The sequence below is a fragment of the Streptosporangium longisporum genome (assembly GCF_039534895.1).
In the GTDB taxonomy this organism is placed as follows: domain Bacteria; phylum Actinomycetota; class Actinomycetes; order Streptosporangiales; family Streptosporangiaceae; genus Streptosporangium; species Streptosporangium longisporum.
Map to the genome: position 1 here is coordinate 765432 of NZ_BAAAWD010000007.1, position 13142 is coordinate 778573.

Genomic DNA, 13142 nt, shown 5'->3' on the forward strand with positions numbered 1-13142 from the left:
TTCTAACCCGTGAGGTCCCCGGCGGTCTTGAACGATTGTGCGGGCGGGCACGGCCGGAGGCGGGGACGAGCGGGAACGCGGGGAAATCCGCTGGCCGACGGCGACGGTGGTCTGCCAGGGTGGCGCGCATGACCGAGGTGGCGGGCGTGCGTGACGTGGCGGGTCTGATCGCGGCCGTGGAGCGGGGTGAGCGCGTCAGGTACCTGATGTTCTGGGGGCACCGGCCGCCGCGCTCGGGCGGGGTCGGGGCCGGGTGCCTGTCGCAGTGGTGGCCGGCGGACTTCACCGTGGACGGGGTCGTCTACCGCACCGCCGAGCACTTCATGATGGCGGGCAAGGCGCGGCTGTTCGGCGACGAGGAGACCGCGGCGGAGATCGTGGCGGCGGGGCACCCGAAGCGGGCCAAGGACCTGGGGCGCCGGGTGCGCGGCTTCGACGAGCGGGCCTGGGAGGAGGCCCGCTTCGACCTGGTCGTCCGCGGCAACCTCGCCAAGTTCGACCAGCACCCCGAGCTGCGGGAGTTCCTGCTGGGGACGGGGGAGCGGGTGCTGGTCGAGGCGAGCCCGGTGGACAGGGTCTGGGGGATCGGCCTGGCCGCCGACGACGAGCGGGCCGGGCGGCCCGAGCTGTGGCTCGGGCCGAACCTGCTGGGGTTCGCGCTAATGGAGGTACGGCGGGCACTGCGGCAGGGGTGAGGGCTCGTCCCCGTGCCGTGTGAGGCCGCCGAGCCCCTCGGCCCGCCGGGGACGCCGGTCGCGGTCCGGGTCACCCGGGCCCGAGTCCGGGTCACCCGGGTCACCCGGGTCACCCGGGTCACCCGGGCCCGCCGAGGACGCCGGTCGCCAGCCGGGTCAGGGCGGCCGTGATCTGCTCGGGGGTCAGCCCGCGGTCGGCGCGCTGGAAGCCGTACACCTCGGGGGCGAGCGGGGCGAGCAGGGAGTCCGTCAGCGCGTCGGGGTCCGGCACCCCCGCGGCGACGAGCAGGGACCGTACGTGCGCCCGCCAGAAGCCGTACGCCCCGGTCGCGAACCGGGAACGGCCGGTCTCGGCGCCGAGGACCAGGTGGGCGTGGTCCTCCAGGAGCCGCACCATGGCGGCGTAGAAGGTCGACAGCCGGGCCGCGGGCGGCGCGCCAGGACCCAGGGGAGGGGCGCCGCGCAGCAGCTTCTCCTGCAGGACCCGCTCGTGCTCGTCGAGCAGGGCGAGGGCGATCGACGCCCGGTCCGGATAGCGCCGGTACAGGGTGCCGCGTCCCACCCCGGCGGCGCGCGCGATGTCCTCCATGGTGACGTTCGGCGCTCCCTCGGCCGCGAACAGGCGTTCCGCCGCCTCGAGGATCCGGGCGCGGTTGCGAGCGGCGTCGGCTCTCTCCATGCCTCAGAGCATATCTGGACGCCATGTCCGCTTATCCCGTACGATCCTCCAAGTGGACACCGTGTCCGCTTATTTGGAGGGACCCCCATGAGCCATCTGCTCCACCTGGACGCCAGCGCCCGCAGGAACTCGATCTCCCGGGACCTCTCGCGCAGGTTCGCCGAGACCTGGCGCGCGGCGCATCCGGACGGGCGTTACACCTACCGGGACCTGGCGGCCGACCCCGTACCGCACATCGGTGAGGCGTGGACCGAGCTGTGCGACCACGTGCTGGCGCACGGGATCACCGACATCGGCCGCTACCGGGAGGCCGTGAGCACCCCCGCTCAGCGGGAGGCGTGGGCGGTCCTCGCCCCGCTGCTGGAGGAGCTGGTGGCCGCGGACGTGGTGCTCATCGGCACGCCGATGTACAACTACTCGGTCCCCTCGGCGCTCAAGGCCTGGCTCGACCAGGTGACGTTCCCCAAGATGTCGCTGGCCGGGCGGCGGTTCGTGGTGACCGGGGCCCGCGGCGGCGCCTACGGCCCCGGCACCCCGCGCGAGCCGGTCGACCACGAGGAGCACTACCTGCGCGACTTCTTCAAGGGGCACTTCGGCGTCGAGGACGTGGTGTTCGTCCACGCGGAGCTGACCAACGCCCTGATCGACCCGGGACTGTCCCACCTGAGGGACGGCCAGGCCGAGTCGCGGGCCGTGGCCGAGCTGCGGGTCCTGGAGGAGGCGAAGCGATGAGCTGGCCGATCCTGGTGCTCGCCGGGCTGGTCGAGATCGCCTGGTCGCAGAGCATCAAACCGACGGAGAACTTCACCAGGCCGCTGCCCACCCTGGTCTGCTTCGCCCTGGCGGCCGGCGCGGTCTGGCTGCTGTCCAGGGCGATGAACGACATCCCGGTCGGTACCGCCTACGCCGTCTTCACCGGCATCGGCGCGGTCGGCGCGGTCACCTTCGGCGTCGTGCTGCACGACGACCCGCTCAGCGTCGGCCGGATCGCCGCCATCGCGTTGATCGTCGGCGGCATCCTGCTCGCCAGGCTCGCCTGACCCGCCCGGTCCCGACGGCCGGGGGCGGGGACCGCCGGCCCCGCCCAGCCGGCCGGCTCCCCGGTCTCGCGCAGTTCCACGGCGAACAGCCCGAAGCCGCGGTCCTCCCAGCCCTGCTCCATGAACGTGAGCGTGGCCGCGGTCTGCTCCCGGGTGCGGACCGAGCCGTCGCCGATGAAGCGCATGACCTCCGGATCCCCGTCCATCGCCGCCAACGGTTCCAGGTCCTCCGCACGCCAGCGACGCAGCACCAGCCGCTCGGTCACCAGCTCGGTCACGATCCATCTCCTCTCGGCAGGGCCCCGTCCCCGATCTCGCCGCGACCGGACGGTACGGAGGCCAGGCAGCAGCGGACGAAGTCCCCGACGACCGGGTCGGAGTCGTCGGCGGGTGCCCAGGCCACGCCCACCCGGCTGGGGCCGACCCCGCTGAGGGGCCGGTAGACGACGTCGGGACGCGCGTAGAAGCGGGCGGCGGATTCGGGGGCCAGGGCGATGCCGTAACCGTTGGCGATCGCGTTGAGCCAGTCGTCGGGCCGGTCGGTGACGGCGCCGACGCGGACCGGACGGCCGTCACGCTCGTCGGCCGCCAGCCAGTGGTCCCGCCACCAGCCCGATTCGGCCGGTGCCGCCACGAACGGCTCGTCCCACAGCTCACGGAAGGAGATCAGGTCGCGCGTGGCGAGCGGGTGCGCCGAGGGGAGCGCGATCCAGCGGGGCTCGGTGAACAGCACCTCCACCCGCAGGGTCTCCTGGCCGGGGAAGGGCAGCCGCAGCAGAGCGACGTCCACGTCCCCGGCGGCGAGCCCGGCGGTCGGGTTCGACCACGCGGCCTGCCGCATGTCGGCCCTCCACCCCGGCCGTAGGCGGGCGAACGCCGCGATGATGTGCCGGGTGGCCTCGTTGGCGGCACTGGCCAGGAAACCGACCCGCAGCACCCGGGCCACCCGGCTGGTCGTGCTCTTGGTCTCCCGCAGCGCCTGGTCCCATCCGGCCAGCAGGGCGGGCACCCGTTCGGCCAGGACCCGGCCCGGTTCGGTGAGGGCCATGCCGGTCCGCGACCGGGTGAACAGCCGCACTCCGAGCCGGGTCTCCAGCTGCCGGATCTGCTTGGTCAGCGCCGGTTGCGACACGAACAGCCGTCCGGCGGCGTTGGTGAGGTTCCCCTCCTCCGCGACGGCGAGGAAGTACCGCAGCAACCGCGTGTCCACATCCATGCCCCCAGGTTATGGATGCGGATATTGGACGTGTTCCCGGCCCTCGTCGAGGCTTGAGGCGGCGAGCGGCGGCTCGCCACCGTCCACGACCGGCGAGGAGACGCCATGCCCGTTCTGATGATCCGTTACCAGGTGGCCGACGAGGGTGCGCAGGAGGTCGCCGACGCCGTCCGGGCGGCCTTCGCCGAAGTGGAGGAGCAGCGGCCGGACGGCATCCGGTACGTCTACCTGCGCCGCGCCGGCGGCACCGAGTTCGTCGCACTGCTGGAGCTCGACGAGGGCGCCGAGAACCCGCTGCCCGGCATGGAGGCCGCGCGGCGGCTGCAGGCGACGGTGGCCAGGTGGGTCGTGGGACCCGCCCCGGAACCCCGGCCGTTCGAGGTCCTCGGGACCTACCGGGCCCTCGGCTGAACCGGAGCCGCGCGAATGTTCACCGCCTATGTGGTCGTCACCGTCGTCACGATCGTGGCCAACGCCGGGATCGTCGTGGCCGACCTGGCACGAGCCGGGTTCGTCCTGGACAACGGGGCCGAGGTGGGGGGTCCCGCCGTCGTGGCTCCCGGTGCTCGCCACGCTGAAGGCCGCCGGGGCCGTGGGGCTCCTGCTCGGCCTGCTGGGCGTCCGGCCCGTCGGCGTCGCGGCCGCCGCCGGGCTCTGCCTGTTCTTCGTCGGCGCCGTCGTCGTCCACGTCCGCGCCCGCGTGTTCCACAACATCGCCTTCCCCGGGGTCTACCTCGCGCTGGCCGTCGCCTCCCTCGTCCTGGCGGTCGCGCGATGAACACCGGGATCGTCGCCCCCACTACCGCGCCAGGAACCACGTGCTCGCCGACGTGGGGAGGCGCGCGACGTCCGAGGTCCTCGCCGACCACCGGCGCGAGGGGTGACGGAGGCGCCGCCCTCGCAACCCTCGCCGACCTCGCCGCCCCCACAGCCCTCACCGATCTCGCAGCCCTGCTCGTGGCCGGGTTCGTGGCCGGGTCGGGGGTGCGGGCCGGTCTCACGGGGGCGTGAAGGCGTCCGCGTGGTCGGTCACCCAGGTGCGGAACGTGCGGGCCGGGGTGCCGGTGATCTCCTCCACCGCGGCCGTGGCGGCCCTCGGCTCGGTCACCAGCGCGGCCTGGGCCGCCAGGACGCCGTCCGCGACCGGGGGCGGCCAGCCCAGGTCGAGCATCCGCCGGCGCGCGTCCCCCGGTGAGACCTCCTCCCAGCGCACCGGACGGCCGGTCACCTCCCCGATGACGCGTACCTGCTCGGCCTGGGTCAGGGTCTCGGGGCCGGTCGGCTCGTAGGTCGCGCCGTCGTGCCCGTCGCCGAGGAGGGCGTGCACCGCGACCGCCGCGAGGTCCCGCTCGTGCAGCGGGGGCATGGCGGCCGCACCGTACGGCTCGCGCACGACCGCCTCGGCGCGGATCTGCCCGGCCCAGCGCAGGGCGTTGGCCGCGAAGGCGTGCGGCCGCAGGACCGTCCACTCCAGTCCGGACCGCTCGATCATCCGCTCGATGCGCCGCTCGTGCTCGCGTACGGCCGCCGAGGACAGGTAGACGACGCGGCGGGCACGTTCGGCGACGGCGTTCAGGAGCGGGGGCACCCCCTCGGCCGTGGCGAACGGCCACAGCAGGAACACGGCCTCGACCCCGTCCAGGGCCCCTCGCAGGGTGCCGAGGTCGCCGAGGTTTCCGAGGTCGCCCAGATCTCCGCGCGCCACCTCCACCTCGTCCGGCAGGTCGGCCGTGCCGGGGTCGCGGGCCAGGGCGCGGACCTCGGCGTCCGTCTCCAGGAGCCGCGCCACGACCTGCCGGCCGACCGTGCCGGTCGCCCCGAGCACCAGGGTCCTGCGTCGCCGCGTCATCGAAAGGCTCCCAACGGTCGAGTCGCTTCATGTGCACCCAACCGTACGAGGGGACGGAGAGACGGCCAATGCGGATGAGTCTCGTTCTCATACGCGTCCGTCTTCGAGGAGTCCTCTGTCTAGACTCCCGCCATGGACGTGCTCAGCGATGTGGTCGCCGCGACCCGGGCGGGGGAGCCCCGCTCGGCGTGCGTCCGCTGGCACGCACCCTGGGGGCAGCGCTTCCCCGCGGTGCCCGGCTCGGCCGGTTTCCACGTGGTCCTGCGGGGATCGTGCCTGCTGATCCCCACTCCCGGCGACGCCTCCGACGGTGTCTCCGGTGGTGCCGACGGCACCCCCGTCGTGCTGAACGCCGGCGACGTGGTGTTCCTGCCGCACGGAGGCGGGTACGCGCTGGCCGACGGCCCCGGCACCCCGTTGGACGGACCGGCCTGCGATCCGCTGAGCGACTCCCGGCCCGAGGACCGCTACGCCTCGGCGTCCGTGGGGAGGACCGGGCCGGACGGGTCGCAGGCGGTCACCGTGACCCTCTGCGGCGGGTACCGGATCGACGCCCGCCGCGCCCACCCGCTCCTGGGCGACCTGCCGGAGATCGTCCACCTGCCCGCCCGCCCCGGGCACCGTCCCGAACTGCGCGCCGCCGTCGACCTCCTCGGCGGCGAGCTGGACGATCCGCGTCCCGGCGTGGACACCGTCGTCCCCGCGCTGCTCGACATGCTGCTGCTCTACATCCTGCGAGCCTGGTTCGACGAGCAGGCCGCGCGCGGCACGGCCACCGGCTGGGCGGCGGCCCTGGGCGACCCGGCGATCGGCGCCGCGCTGCACGCCCTGCACCGCGACCCCGCCCGCCCCTGGACGGTCCAGGTGCTCGGGGCGCGGGCCGGGCTGTCCAGGGCGGCCTTCTCCCGGCGCTTCACCTCGCTGATCGGCCGGCCGCCCCTGGCCTACCTGACCTGGTGGCGCATGACCGTCGCGGCCCGGCTGCTGCGCGAGACCGACGCCGTGCTCGGCGAGGTGGCCGGCCGGGTCGGGTACGCCTCGGAGTTCGCCTTCGCCGCCGCCTTCAAACGGGAGTACGGCATCGCGCCCGGCGCCTACCGGCGGAGCCGGGCCGGAACGCGGAGCGGTGACCCGCGGCCCACCGGCCGGGAGGCGCCGGTGTGACGCGCCTGTCCGCGACCCCGGGTGACGGCCGGCCGGGACGGGTCGTGGACAGGCCGGTCCGGCAGGGGACCACCGGGGACTAGAAGGGCCGGTCGTCGCCGATGACCGGTGCGGTGCAGGTGTCCACGTCCACCGCGGTGCGCGCGAGAACGGCACCGCCTGCGCCGTCCGCGCCGTCGGCGACGAGGGCGATGTGCAGGCGTCCGCTGCCCCAGCCCTCGGGCAGCTCGGCGTGGACGTCGCAGGGGGAGCCCAGGGCGAAGGGCTTGGCGCCCGCGGTGCCCGCCCGCGTCCAGCCGTCCGGGATGCCGGCCGGGGCGTCGGCCGGGGTGGCGCCGAACGTGGCGGTCCAGGCCGTGCGGAGGTGGCCGTGGACGGGTCCGGTGCCGTGGTGCGAGACGCGCACCCCGACGGTGACGTCCCGCGACGCGGTCAGCAGGTCGCGTCCCGGCGCCACCGGGACGACGTCGACCACCAGCGTCGTCACCGCGTTCACGTCCGCGGGGTCGATCCCGGCCAGGTCCTTGGGGCGCCGTTCGGTGTCGAGCAGCCCGGCCGACTCGTGCTCGATGTCGTACAGCTCCGTGTAGACGTACCCGGCGAGCCGGTCGTGGCGGCGCAGTTCCTGGGTCTGCCAGCGCAGGTGCCAGGCCCGCTCCACGCTGGTGAACCCCGCGCCGTACTCGCTGTTGAGGTTGGGAAGGCCGCGCAGCGGCTGCTCGGCCGTGCCCGCCAGCGCCTTGTGCACGACGAAGTCCGGGCCGAGCCTGACGGGGAAGTCGTCCCGGTCGCCGTCGATCAGCCCGGCCACGTTGCGCGCCCACGCCGAGGCCGACTCGTCGTAGTAGTGCCAGTCGAGCAGGTCGGTCCGCACATGGGCCCAGCCGGAGTTGTCCACCGCGGGGCGGCTGTCGTCGAGCGCCTTCAGCAGGTCGTACGCCCGCGCCACCGCCTGCTGCTTGCGCGGGTCGCCCGGGATATCCCAGTCGAGTCCCCACTCCTCGTTGTACAGCCCCCAGACGACGATCGACGGCGCGTTGCCGTCGCGCTCGACCATCGGGGCGATCTGCGCCTCGAACGCCTCCACGGACGCGTCCGAGAACCGGCCGGTGGCGGCGGGCTCGGCCCACACGAGCATGCCCATCCGGTCGGCGTGGTGGTGGAAGCGGGGGTCCTCCAGCTTGAGGTGCTTGCGGACGAGGTTGTACCCGGCCGCGGCGGCCAGCTCGATGTCGCGCACCATGGCCTCGTCGGACGGCGGCGTGATCCCGGTCAGCGGCCAGTAGCCCTGGTCGAGCACGCCGCGCACGAACAGGCGCTCCCCGTTGAGGTACAGCTCCTCGCCGACGACCTCGATCCTCCTCAGCCCCGTGTAGGCCGAGACCCGGTCGCCCGAGTCGAGTTCGGCGTCCACGACGTACAGGTGCGGATCCTCGGGCGACCACCGTCGCGGCGACGGCACGGGCAGCTCGGCCCGCGCGTGCCCGCCGACGACGGGCACGGTGACCGGCTCGCCGCCCCGCAGGGTCAGCCGCAGGGATCCGCCGGTCGCCGCGGCCTCGACGAGGATCCCGTCGAGGCCTGCGTTCGGCCGCAGGGCCAGCCGCGAGATGTGGGCCTCGGGCCGCGCCTCCAGCCACACGCTCTGCCAGATCCCCGACGACGGGGTGAAGCACACCCCGTCGAAGTCGTCGCGCGGGACGCTGCGCTGCTTGCCGTGCGCGAGGTCGCGCTTGTCGAGCGGCGCGCCGACGCGCACGACGATCTCGTGCTCGTCCCGGCCCTGGTGACCGTCACCGCCGGTCAGCGCGTCGGTGACGTCCATCTCGAACGGCGTGTAGCCGCCGACGTGGCCGCCCGTCTCGACGCCGTTCACCCAGACGACGGCCTCGTGGTTGACGGCCCCGAAGTGCAGGATCACCCGCAGGCCCGCCCATTCGCCGGGCACGCGGACCCGCCTGCGGTACCACGCCACCGGCAGCCAGTGCCGTCCGACGCCGGACGCGGCGGTCTCCCAGGCGTACGGCACGGTGATGCGGCTCCAGCCGGAGTCGGTGTCGGCCCGGAAGTCCCAGTCGCCGTTCAGACTCGACCAGGCGTGCGACCGGTCGAAATGTGGCCGGGGGTACGGGTTCATGGTTCTCCGATCACGAAGGGTCAGCCCTTGACGCTGCCCGCGAGGATGCCGTTGATGAAGTGGCGCTGAAGCAACACGAAGATCACCAGCAGCGGGAGCATGGCCACGCTCCCGGCGGCCAGCAGCTCGCCCCAGACGGTGGCGAAGTCGGCGCCGACGCGGTTGCCGGTGACGTTCTGCGCCAGGGTGGAGAGCACCACCTGGAGGGTCTGGTGCTCGGTGTCGTTGACGGCGACGACCGGCCAGACGAAGTCGTTGTAGACGTTCATGGTGGTCAGCACGGCCAGCGCCGCGAGACCGGGCCGGATCACCGGCAGCACGATCCTGGCGAAGACGCCCAGCTCGGAGGCGCCGTCGACGCGGCCGGCGTCGATGAGCTCGTCCGGGATCGCGGCGATCGTCTGGCGCATCCAGAAGATGCTGAACGCGTCGATCGAGCCCGGCAGGATCAGCGCCCGGTAGGTGTTGACCCAGCCGAGCGCGCTCATCTCCAGCAGCAGCGGGATGATCAGCACGAGCGTCGGCAGCATCAGCGTCAGCAGCACCACCCCGAACAGGGCGTTCTTGCCGGGGAAGGAGTACTTGGCGAACGCGTACCCGGCCAGCGGGCAGAAGACCATCGTCATCGCGCCCTTGACCGCCAGTACCAGGGCCGTGTTGGCGAAACCGGTCCCGATGGGCACGTCGGCGAACATCGCCTGGTAGTTCTGCAGCGTCGGGCCCGACAGCGACAGCGGGTCGGTGATGATGTCGTTCGGCGGCCTGAACGACGAGCTGATCGCCCACCAGATCGGGTAGAGGAACGCGACCGCGAGCACACTCAGGACCGCGTACTGGGCGGGGCCCGGTCTGGTCTGGTTCACGAGGTCCCGTCCTTGGGCCGCAGCAGCCGGACCGCGCCGAGCGAGAGCCCGAAGACCAGCAGCACCAGCAGGAACGAGTTGGCGGCGCCGGTGCCGAGGTCGGACGCGGAGATGTGGTCGTAGAGGTAGAGCCCGGCCGTCTTGGTCGAGCCGTACGGCCCGCCCTGGGTGACGACGAACGGCTCGGCGAACATCTGGAACACCGCGAGCGTCTGCACCACGACGAGGAAGGCGACGCTGCGCCGCACCAGGGGCACGGTCAGCGACCAGAACTGCCGCAGGCGCCCCGCGCCGTCCAGCGACGCCGCCTCGTAGACCTGGCCGGGTACGGCCTGCAGCCCGGCGAGCAGGATGATGATCGCGAATCCGGTCGTCTTCCACAGGAACAGCAGCGCCAGCGTGGGCTTGGACCAGGCCGTCGAGGTCAGCCACCCGACGTCGGGCAGCCCGACCAGGTTGAGCACGTGGTTGACCAGGCCGTAGTCGGTGTCGAACACGACGATCCACACCTGGGCCATCGCCACCAGCGGGGTCACGAACGGCGCGATGAACGCCACCCGGAAGAACCCGCGCAGCCGCAGTCTCGCGTCGGCCAGCAGCACGGCCGCGCCGAGCCCGGCCACGACCTGGACGGGCACGATCAGCAGCCACATCACCGCGCTGTTGCCGAGCGACGCCCAGAAGTCGGGGCTGGTCAGCAGGTAGGAGTAGTTGTCCAGGCCGATGAACGTCGCCGCCCCGGCCCCCCGCCACCGGGTGAAGCTGAGCTGCAGGGCGAAGACCAGCGGATAGACCCCGAAGGCGGCGAACACCAGGAAGAACGGCGACACGAACAGGTAGGGCGTCAGCCAGGTGACCGGGCGCCGGTGCGGCGCCGCGAGCCGGTGTGGTGCCGTGAGCGCCATCAGCCGCGGTCGATCAGGTTGCGCTGGATCTTGGCGGCCGAGTCGGAGATCACGTCGTCCGGCGACATCTTCCCCTCGATGAGGCGCTGCACGTTGTTGCCGAGGTGGTCGACCGACTGTGCCCACCACCAGGGGATCGGCGCCGCGGCCGGGATCGTGGCGGCCGCCTCGGTGGCGACCTTCCACAGGTCCTGGCCGCCGAGCGCCTCGATCGGCTCGAACAGCGGCCTGGCCGGGTCGAGGGCGGGGGTGTAGCTGGGGATCGAGGTGGACAGGCCGCCGGGGTAGACGTCGCCGGGGCCGTACACGGCCCGGATGCCCTCGTCCTTGAAGCACAGGAACTCGTACAGCAGCCAGGCCAGCTCGGGGTTCTTCGCCTTGGCGGGGATGACGAAGCTGCTGCCGCCCATGACGCCGCTGCGCGCGCCGCCGGGGGTCCACGCGGGCAGCGGCGCGGCGCGCCACCTGCCCTTGGTGGCCTTGAGCAGGTTCTGCGGCGCGAACGACCACCAGATCGCCCACGGCACGAACACCTGCTGCCCGGAGTCGAGCGTCCTGACGTCGGCCGCCTCCAGGTAGGGGGCGTGGGTGACGAGGCCGTCGCCGGTGGCCCGCCGGATCCAGTCGAAGATCCTCCGGTACTCCGCCGAGTCCAGGCGGAGTTTTCCACTGGCGTCGGCCAGGGAGGTGCCCTGCTGGTTGGCCAGCATCTCCAGCCAGAGCTGCGACAGGAACGGGTTCTTGTCCAGGTGGATCGGCCTGCTGGAGGGGTTCTTCTCCTTGATCGTCCGGGAGGCGGTCAGCAGGTCGTCGTAGGTGGCGATGCCCGCGATGTCGACGCCCGCGTCCTGCAGGATGTCCTCGCGGTACCAGAGCAGGCCGGGGTCGAGGTCCCACGGGACGCCGTAGATCTTGCCGTTCACGGTGTTCACCGAGATCTTGTACGGCGAGGTGCGGTCCCGGTAGGGCGCGATCAGGTCGGTCAGGTCGTACAGGTGCTCGGCCTGACCGCCGATCTTGGCGTCGTCCCAGAAGCTGCCGTCGGGCACGTCGGTGCCGCTGATCAGCGTGCTGGCCAGCTTGGCGTCGATGTCGACCTGCCGGTGGTTCACCGTGACCTGCGGGTAGGCCCGGCGGAACTTCGCGATCGCGGCGTCGAAGACCTTGAACAGGTCGCCGGACCGGTTCCAGACGGTGATCTCGCCCTTGACGGCCGAGGCGGTGGCGCTCGGGGCGGTCAGCCTGCCGGGCGCGGCGGTCCCGCCGCCCGGCGCGCAGCCGGCCAGGGCCAGCGCGCCGGCTCCGAGCGTGCCCTTGAGGAAACCGCGACGACCGATGGGGGATGTGGGCATGGGGCGCTCCTTAAGCATCCTCGCCATCGGCGGAAGTGACGCTGTGAGGTCTCTGCAACGATGTAGACATCATGCATATAGGAATGCAACGATGCAAGCAGCAATCAGGATCTACCCAAATCGAGCGGTGCAAGGTATAGGAGACGCATGGCCGGTCCCACTCTGCGCGACGTCGCCCGCCGGGCGAACGTCTCGATCCGCACCGTCTCGAACGTCGTGAACGGGTACGCGCCGGTCTCCGACGAGCTGCGGGCCCGGGTCCAGGTGGTGCTCGACGAGCTGGGGTACCGGCCCAACCTGATCGCGCGCAACCTGCGTCAGGGACGCACCGGGATGATCGCCCTCGTGGTGCCCGAGCTCGACGTGCCGTACTTCGCGGAGCTCGCCCGGGAGGTGATCACGGCGGCGCGCGTCCACGGCTACGTGGTGATGGTCGACCAGACCGACGGCGACGCCGACCACGAGCGCGCTCTGCTCGGCCGCGACTCACGGGCCACGATGTTCGACGGCCTGCTGCTCAGCCCGCTGACGATCACCGCCGAGGAGCTTCGGCAGCGCGGCAACCGGGTGCCCATCGTCCTGCTGGGCGAGCACATCTTCAACGGCAGCTTCCACCACGTGGCCATCGACAACGTCGCCGCGGCCCACGACGCCACCGCACACCTGCTCGACCTCGGGCGGCGGCGCGTGGCCGCCATCGGCGACCAGCCGTACGCGACCGGGGAGACCGCGCAGCTGCGGACCATCGGCTACCGGCGGGCGCACGCCCGGCGGGGTCTCCCGGTGGACGAGGAACTCGTCGTCCCGACGGCCAACTTCCACCGCCGGCTGGGCGCCGCCGCCATGGACCGGCTGCTCGCGCTGCCCGAACCCCCCGACGCGGTGTTCTGCTACAACGACCTGCTCGCCCTCGGCGCGCTGCGCGCGCTGACCAGGGCCGGGGTACGCGTGCCCGACGACGTGGCGGTGGTCGGCGTCGACGGTGTCGAGGAGGGCCAGTACAGCACGCCCAGCCTGACCACGGTCGCCCCCGACAAGGCCGAGATCGCCCGGGCGGCCGTCGGCACGCTGTTGTCGGCGATCGACGGGACGGCGACGTCGGCGGCCGAGATCGTGATCCCGCACCGGCTGATCGTGCGGGAGAGCACGGCGGGCGAGGTGTGACCGCACCGCCCGCCCCTGAGGGCGGTGTGGTCACACCCGCGCCGCGGTCGCCTTCTCGCCGCAGAACGCCGCGGTCGC

At 72.9% G+C, this 13142-nt stretch carries 14 protein-coding genes and 1 pseudogene; 7 read left to right on the forward strand and 8 right to left on the reverse strand.

All coding sequences use genetic code 11. The annotated features are described in order from the left end of the window. The first annotated feature begins 128 nt into the window (after window positions 1–128). Entirely contained in the window at window positions 129–695 is a 567-nt protein-coding gene (ybiA, locus tag ABD832_RS16405) for a riboflavin biosynthesis intermediates N-glycosidase (protein WP_344895373.1), read from the forward strand. Window positions 696–813: 118 nt separating this feature from the next. On the opposite strand, the gene ABD832_RS16410 is transcribed toward ybiA, so the two are convergent. Next, a complete protein-coding gene (locus ABD832_RS16410) occupies window positions 814–1374 on the reverse strand; it encodes a TetR/AcrR family transcriptional regulator (RefSeq protein ID WP_344895376.1) in 561 nt (186 codons plus the stop codon). Window positions 1375–1461: 87 nt separating this feature from the next. On the opposite strand from ABD832_RS16410, the gene ABD832_RS16415 reads away from it, so the two are divergent. Together ABD832_RS16415 and ABD832_RS16420 are read left to right on the forward strand one after the other, a co-directional pair. Then, window positions 1462–2106, forward strand: a complete 645-nt coding sequence (locus ABD832_RS16415; protein ID WP_344895379.1) for an FMN-dependent NADH-azoreductase — start codon at window positions 1462–1464, stop codon at window positions 2104–2106. Further along, window positions 2103–2414 carry a DMT family transporter gene (locus ABD832_RS16420; RefSeq protein ID WP_344895382.1) on the forward strand — a complete coding sequence of 104 codons (312 nt, stop codon included), beginning with the start codon at window positions 2103–2105 and terminating at the stop codon, window positions 2412–2414. The genes ABD832_RS16415 and ABD832_RS16420 overlap by 4 nt, the downstream gene beginning before the upstream one ends. Before the next feature lie 35 nt (window positions 2415–2449). On the opposite strand, the pseudogene ABD832_RS16425 reads toward ABD832_RS16420, so the two are convergent. Then, window positions 2450–2692, reverse strand: a pseudogene (locus tag ABD832_RS16425) (GNAT family N-acetyltransferase); the annotation flags it as partial. Then, window positions 2689–3630, reverse strand: coding sequence for a LysR family transcriptional regulator (locus ABD832_RS16430; RefSeq protein WP_344895385.1), 942 nt, complete (start codon window positions 3628–3630; stop codon window positions 2689–2691). The gene ABD832_RS16430 and the pseudogene ABD832_RS16425, both read right to left, overlap by 4 nt. A gap of 105 nt (window positions 3631–3735) precedes the next feature. Between ABD832_RS16430 and ABD832_RS16435 the strand changes: the two genes are divergently transcribed. Continuing rightward, window positions 3736–4041 (forward strand): hypothetical protein, encoded by a 306-nt coding sequence (locus ABD832_RS16435; protein ID WP_344895388.1) that lies wholly within the window; start codon window positions 3736–3738, stop codon window positions 4039–4041. Window positions 4042–4192: 151 nt separating this feature from the next. Next, a complete protein-coding gene (locus tag ABD832_RS16440; protein WP_344895391.1) occupies window positions 4193–4408 on the forward strand; it encodes a DoxX family protein in 216 nt (71 codons plus the stop codon). Between the two features lie 219 nt (window positions 4409–4627). Here ABD832_RS16440 and ABD832_RS16445 read toward each other — a convergent pair whose 3' ends face one another. Continuing rightward, window positions 4628–5479, reverse strand: coding sequence for an NAD(P)H-binding protein (locus ABD832_RS16445; RefSeq protein ID WP_344895394.1), 852 nt, complete (start codon window positions 5477–5479; stop codon window positions 4628–4630). Between the two features lie 132 nt (window positions 5480–5611). Between ABD832_RS16445 and ABD832_RS16450 the strand changes: the two genes are divergently transcribed. Next, window positions 5612–6643: an AraC family transcriptional regulator gene (locus ABD832_RS16450; protein ID WP_344895397.1), complete on the forward strand. Its 1032-nt coding sequence runs from the start codon at window positions 5612–5614 to the stop codon at window positions 6641–6643. Window positions 6644–6722: 79 nt separating this feature from the next. Here ABD832_RS16450 and ABD832_RS16455 read toward each other — a convergent pair whose 3' ends face one another. From ABD832_RS16455 to ABD832_RS16470, 4 genes are read right to left on the reverse strand one after another with little or no spacing between them, the layout of a single operon-like run. Further along, window positions 6723–8780 (reverse strand): glycoside hydrolase family 2 protein, encoded by a 2058-nt coding sequence (locus ABD832_RS16455; RefSeq protein ID WP_344895400.1) that lies wholly within the window; start codon window positions 8778–8780, stop codon window positions 6723–6725. Window positions 8781–8800: 20 nt separating this feature from the next. Further along, on the reverse strand, window positions 8801–9643 hold the full coding sequence (locus tag ABD832_RS16460) for a carbohydrate ABC transporter permease (protein WP_344895403.1): 843 nt from the start codon (window positions 9641–9643) through the stop codon (window positions 8801–8803). Beyond that, complete coding sequence (locus ABD832_RS16465; protein WP_344895405.1) at window positions 9640–10548, reverse strand: carbohydrate ABC transporter permease; 909 nt, start codon at window positions 10546–10548, stop codon at window positions 9640–9642. The genes ABD832_RS16460 and ABD832_RS16465 overlap by 4 nt, the downstream gene beginning before the upstream one ends. After that, window positions 10548–11900, reverse strand: a complete 1353-nt coding sequence (locus tag ABD832_RS16470; protein ID WP_344895408.1) for an ABC transporter substrate-binding protein — start codon at window positions 11898–11900, stop codon at window positions 10548–10550. The genes ABD832_RS16465 and ABD832_RS16470 overlap by 1 nt, the downstream gene beginning before the upstream one ends. A 147-nt stretch (window positions 11901–12047) precedes the next feature. Here ABD832_RS16470 and ABD832_RS16475 point away from each other — a divergent pair, with 147 nt between their 5' ends. Next, complete coding sequence (locus ABD832_RS16475) at window positions 12048–13064, forward strand: LacI family DNA-binding transcriptional regulator (RefSeq protein WP_344895411.1); 1017 nt, start codon at window positions 12048–12050, stop codon at window positions 13062–13064. Window positions 13065–13142: the final 78 nt, after the last annotated feature.

Excerpts from the sequence above, each read along its gene's own strand:
- ybiA (WP_344895373.1), top strand. The coding sequence starts at position 129 with ATGACCGAGGTGGCGGGCGTGCGTGACGTGGCGGGTCTGATCGCGGCC.
- ABD832_RS16410 (WP_344895376.1), bottom strand. The coding sequence starts at position 1,374 with ATGGAGAGAGCCGACGCCGCTCGCAACCGCGCCCGGATCCTCGAGGCG.
- ABD832_RS16415 (WP_344895379.1), top strand. The coding sequence starts at position 1,462 with ATGAGCCATCTGCTCCACCTGGACGCCAGCGCCCGCAGGAACTCGATC.
- ABD832_RS16420 (WP_344895382.1), top strand. The coding sequence starts at position 2,103 with ATGAGCTGGCCGATCCTGGTGCTCGCCGGGCTGGTCGAGATCGCCTGG.
- ABD832_RS16430 (WP_344895385.1), bottom strand. The coding sequence starts at position 3,630 with ATGGATGTGGACACGCGGTTGCTGCGGTACTTCCTCGCCGTCGCGGAG.
- ABD832_RS16435 (WP_344895388.1), top strand. The coding sequence starts at position 3,736 with ATGCCCGTTCTGATGATCCGTTACCAGGTGGCCGACGAGGGTGCGCAG.
- ABD832_RS16445 (WP_344895394.1), bottom strand. The coding sequence starts at position 5,479 with ATGACGCGGCGACGCAGGACCCTGGTGCTCGGGGCGACCGGCACGGTC.
- ABD832_RS16450 (WP_344895397.1), top strand. The coding sequence starts at position 5,612 with ATGGACGTGCTCAGCGATGTGGTCGCCGCGACCCGGGCGGGGGAGCCC.
- ABD832_RS16455 (WP_344895400.1), bottom strand. The coding sequence starts at position 8,780 with ATGAACCCGTACCCCCGGCCACATTTCGACCGGTCGCACGCCTGGTCG.
- ABD832_RS16465 (WP_344895405.1), bottom strand. The coding sequence starts at position 10,548 with ATGGCGCTCACGGCACCACACCGGCTCGCGGCGCCGCACCGGCGCCCG.
- ABD832_RS16470 (WP_344895408.1), bottom strand. The coding sequence starts at position 11,900 with ATGCCCACATCCCCCATCGGTCGTCGCGGTTTCCTCAAGGGCACGCTC.
- ABD832_RS16475 (WP_344895411.1), top strand. The coding sequence starts at position 12,048 with ATGGCCGGTCCCACTCTGCGCGACGTCGCCCGCCGGGCGAACGTCTCG.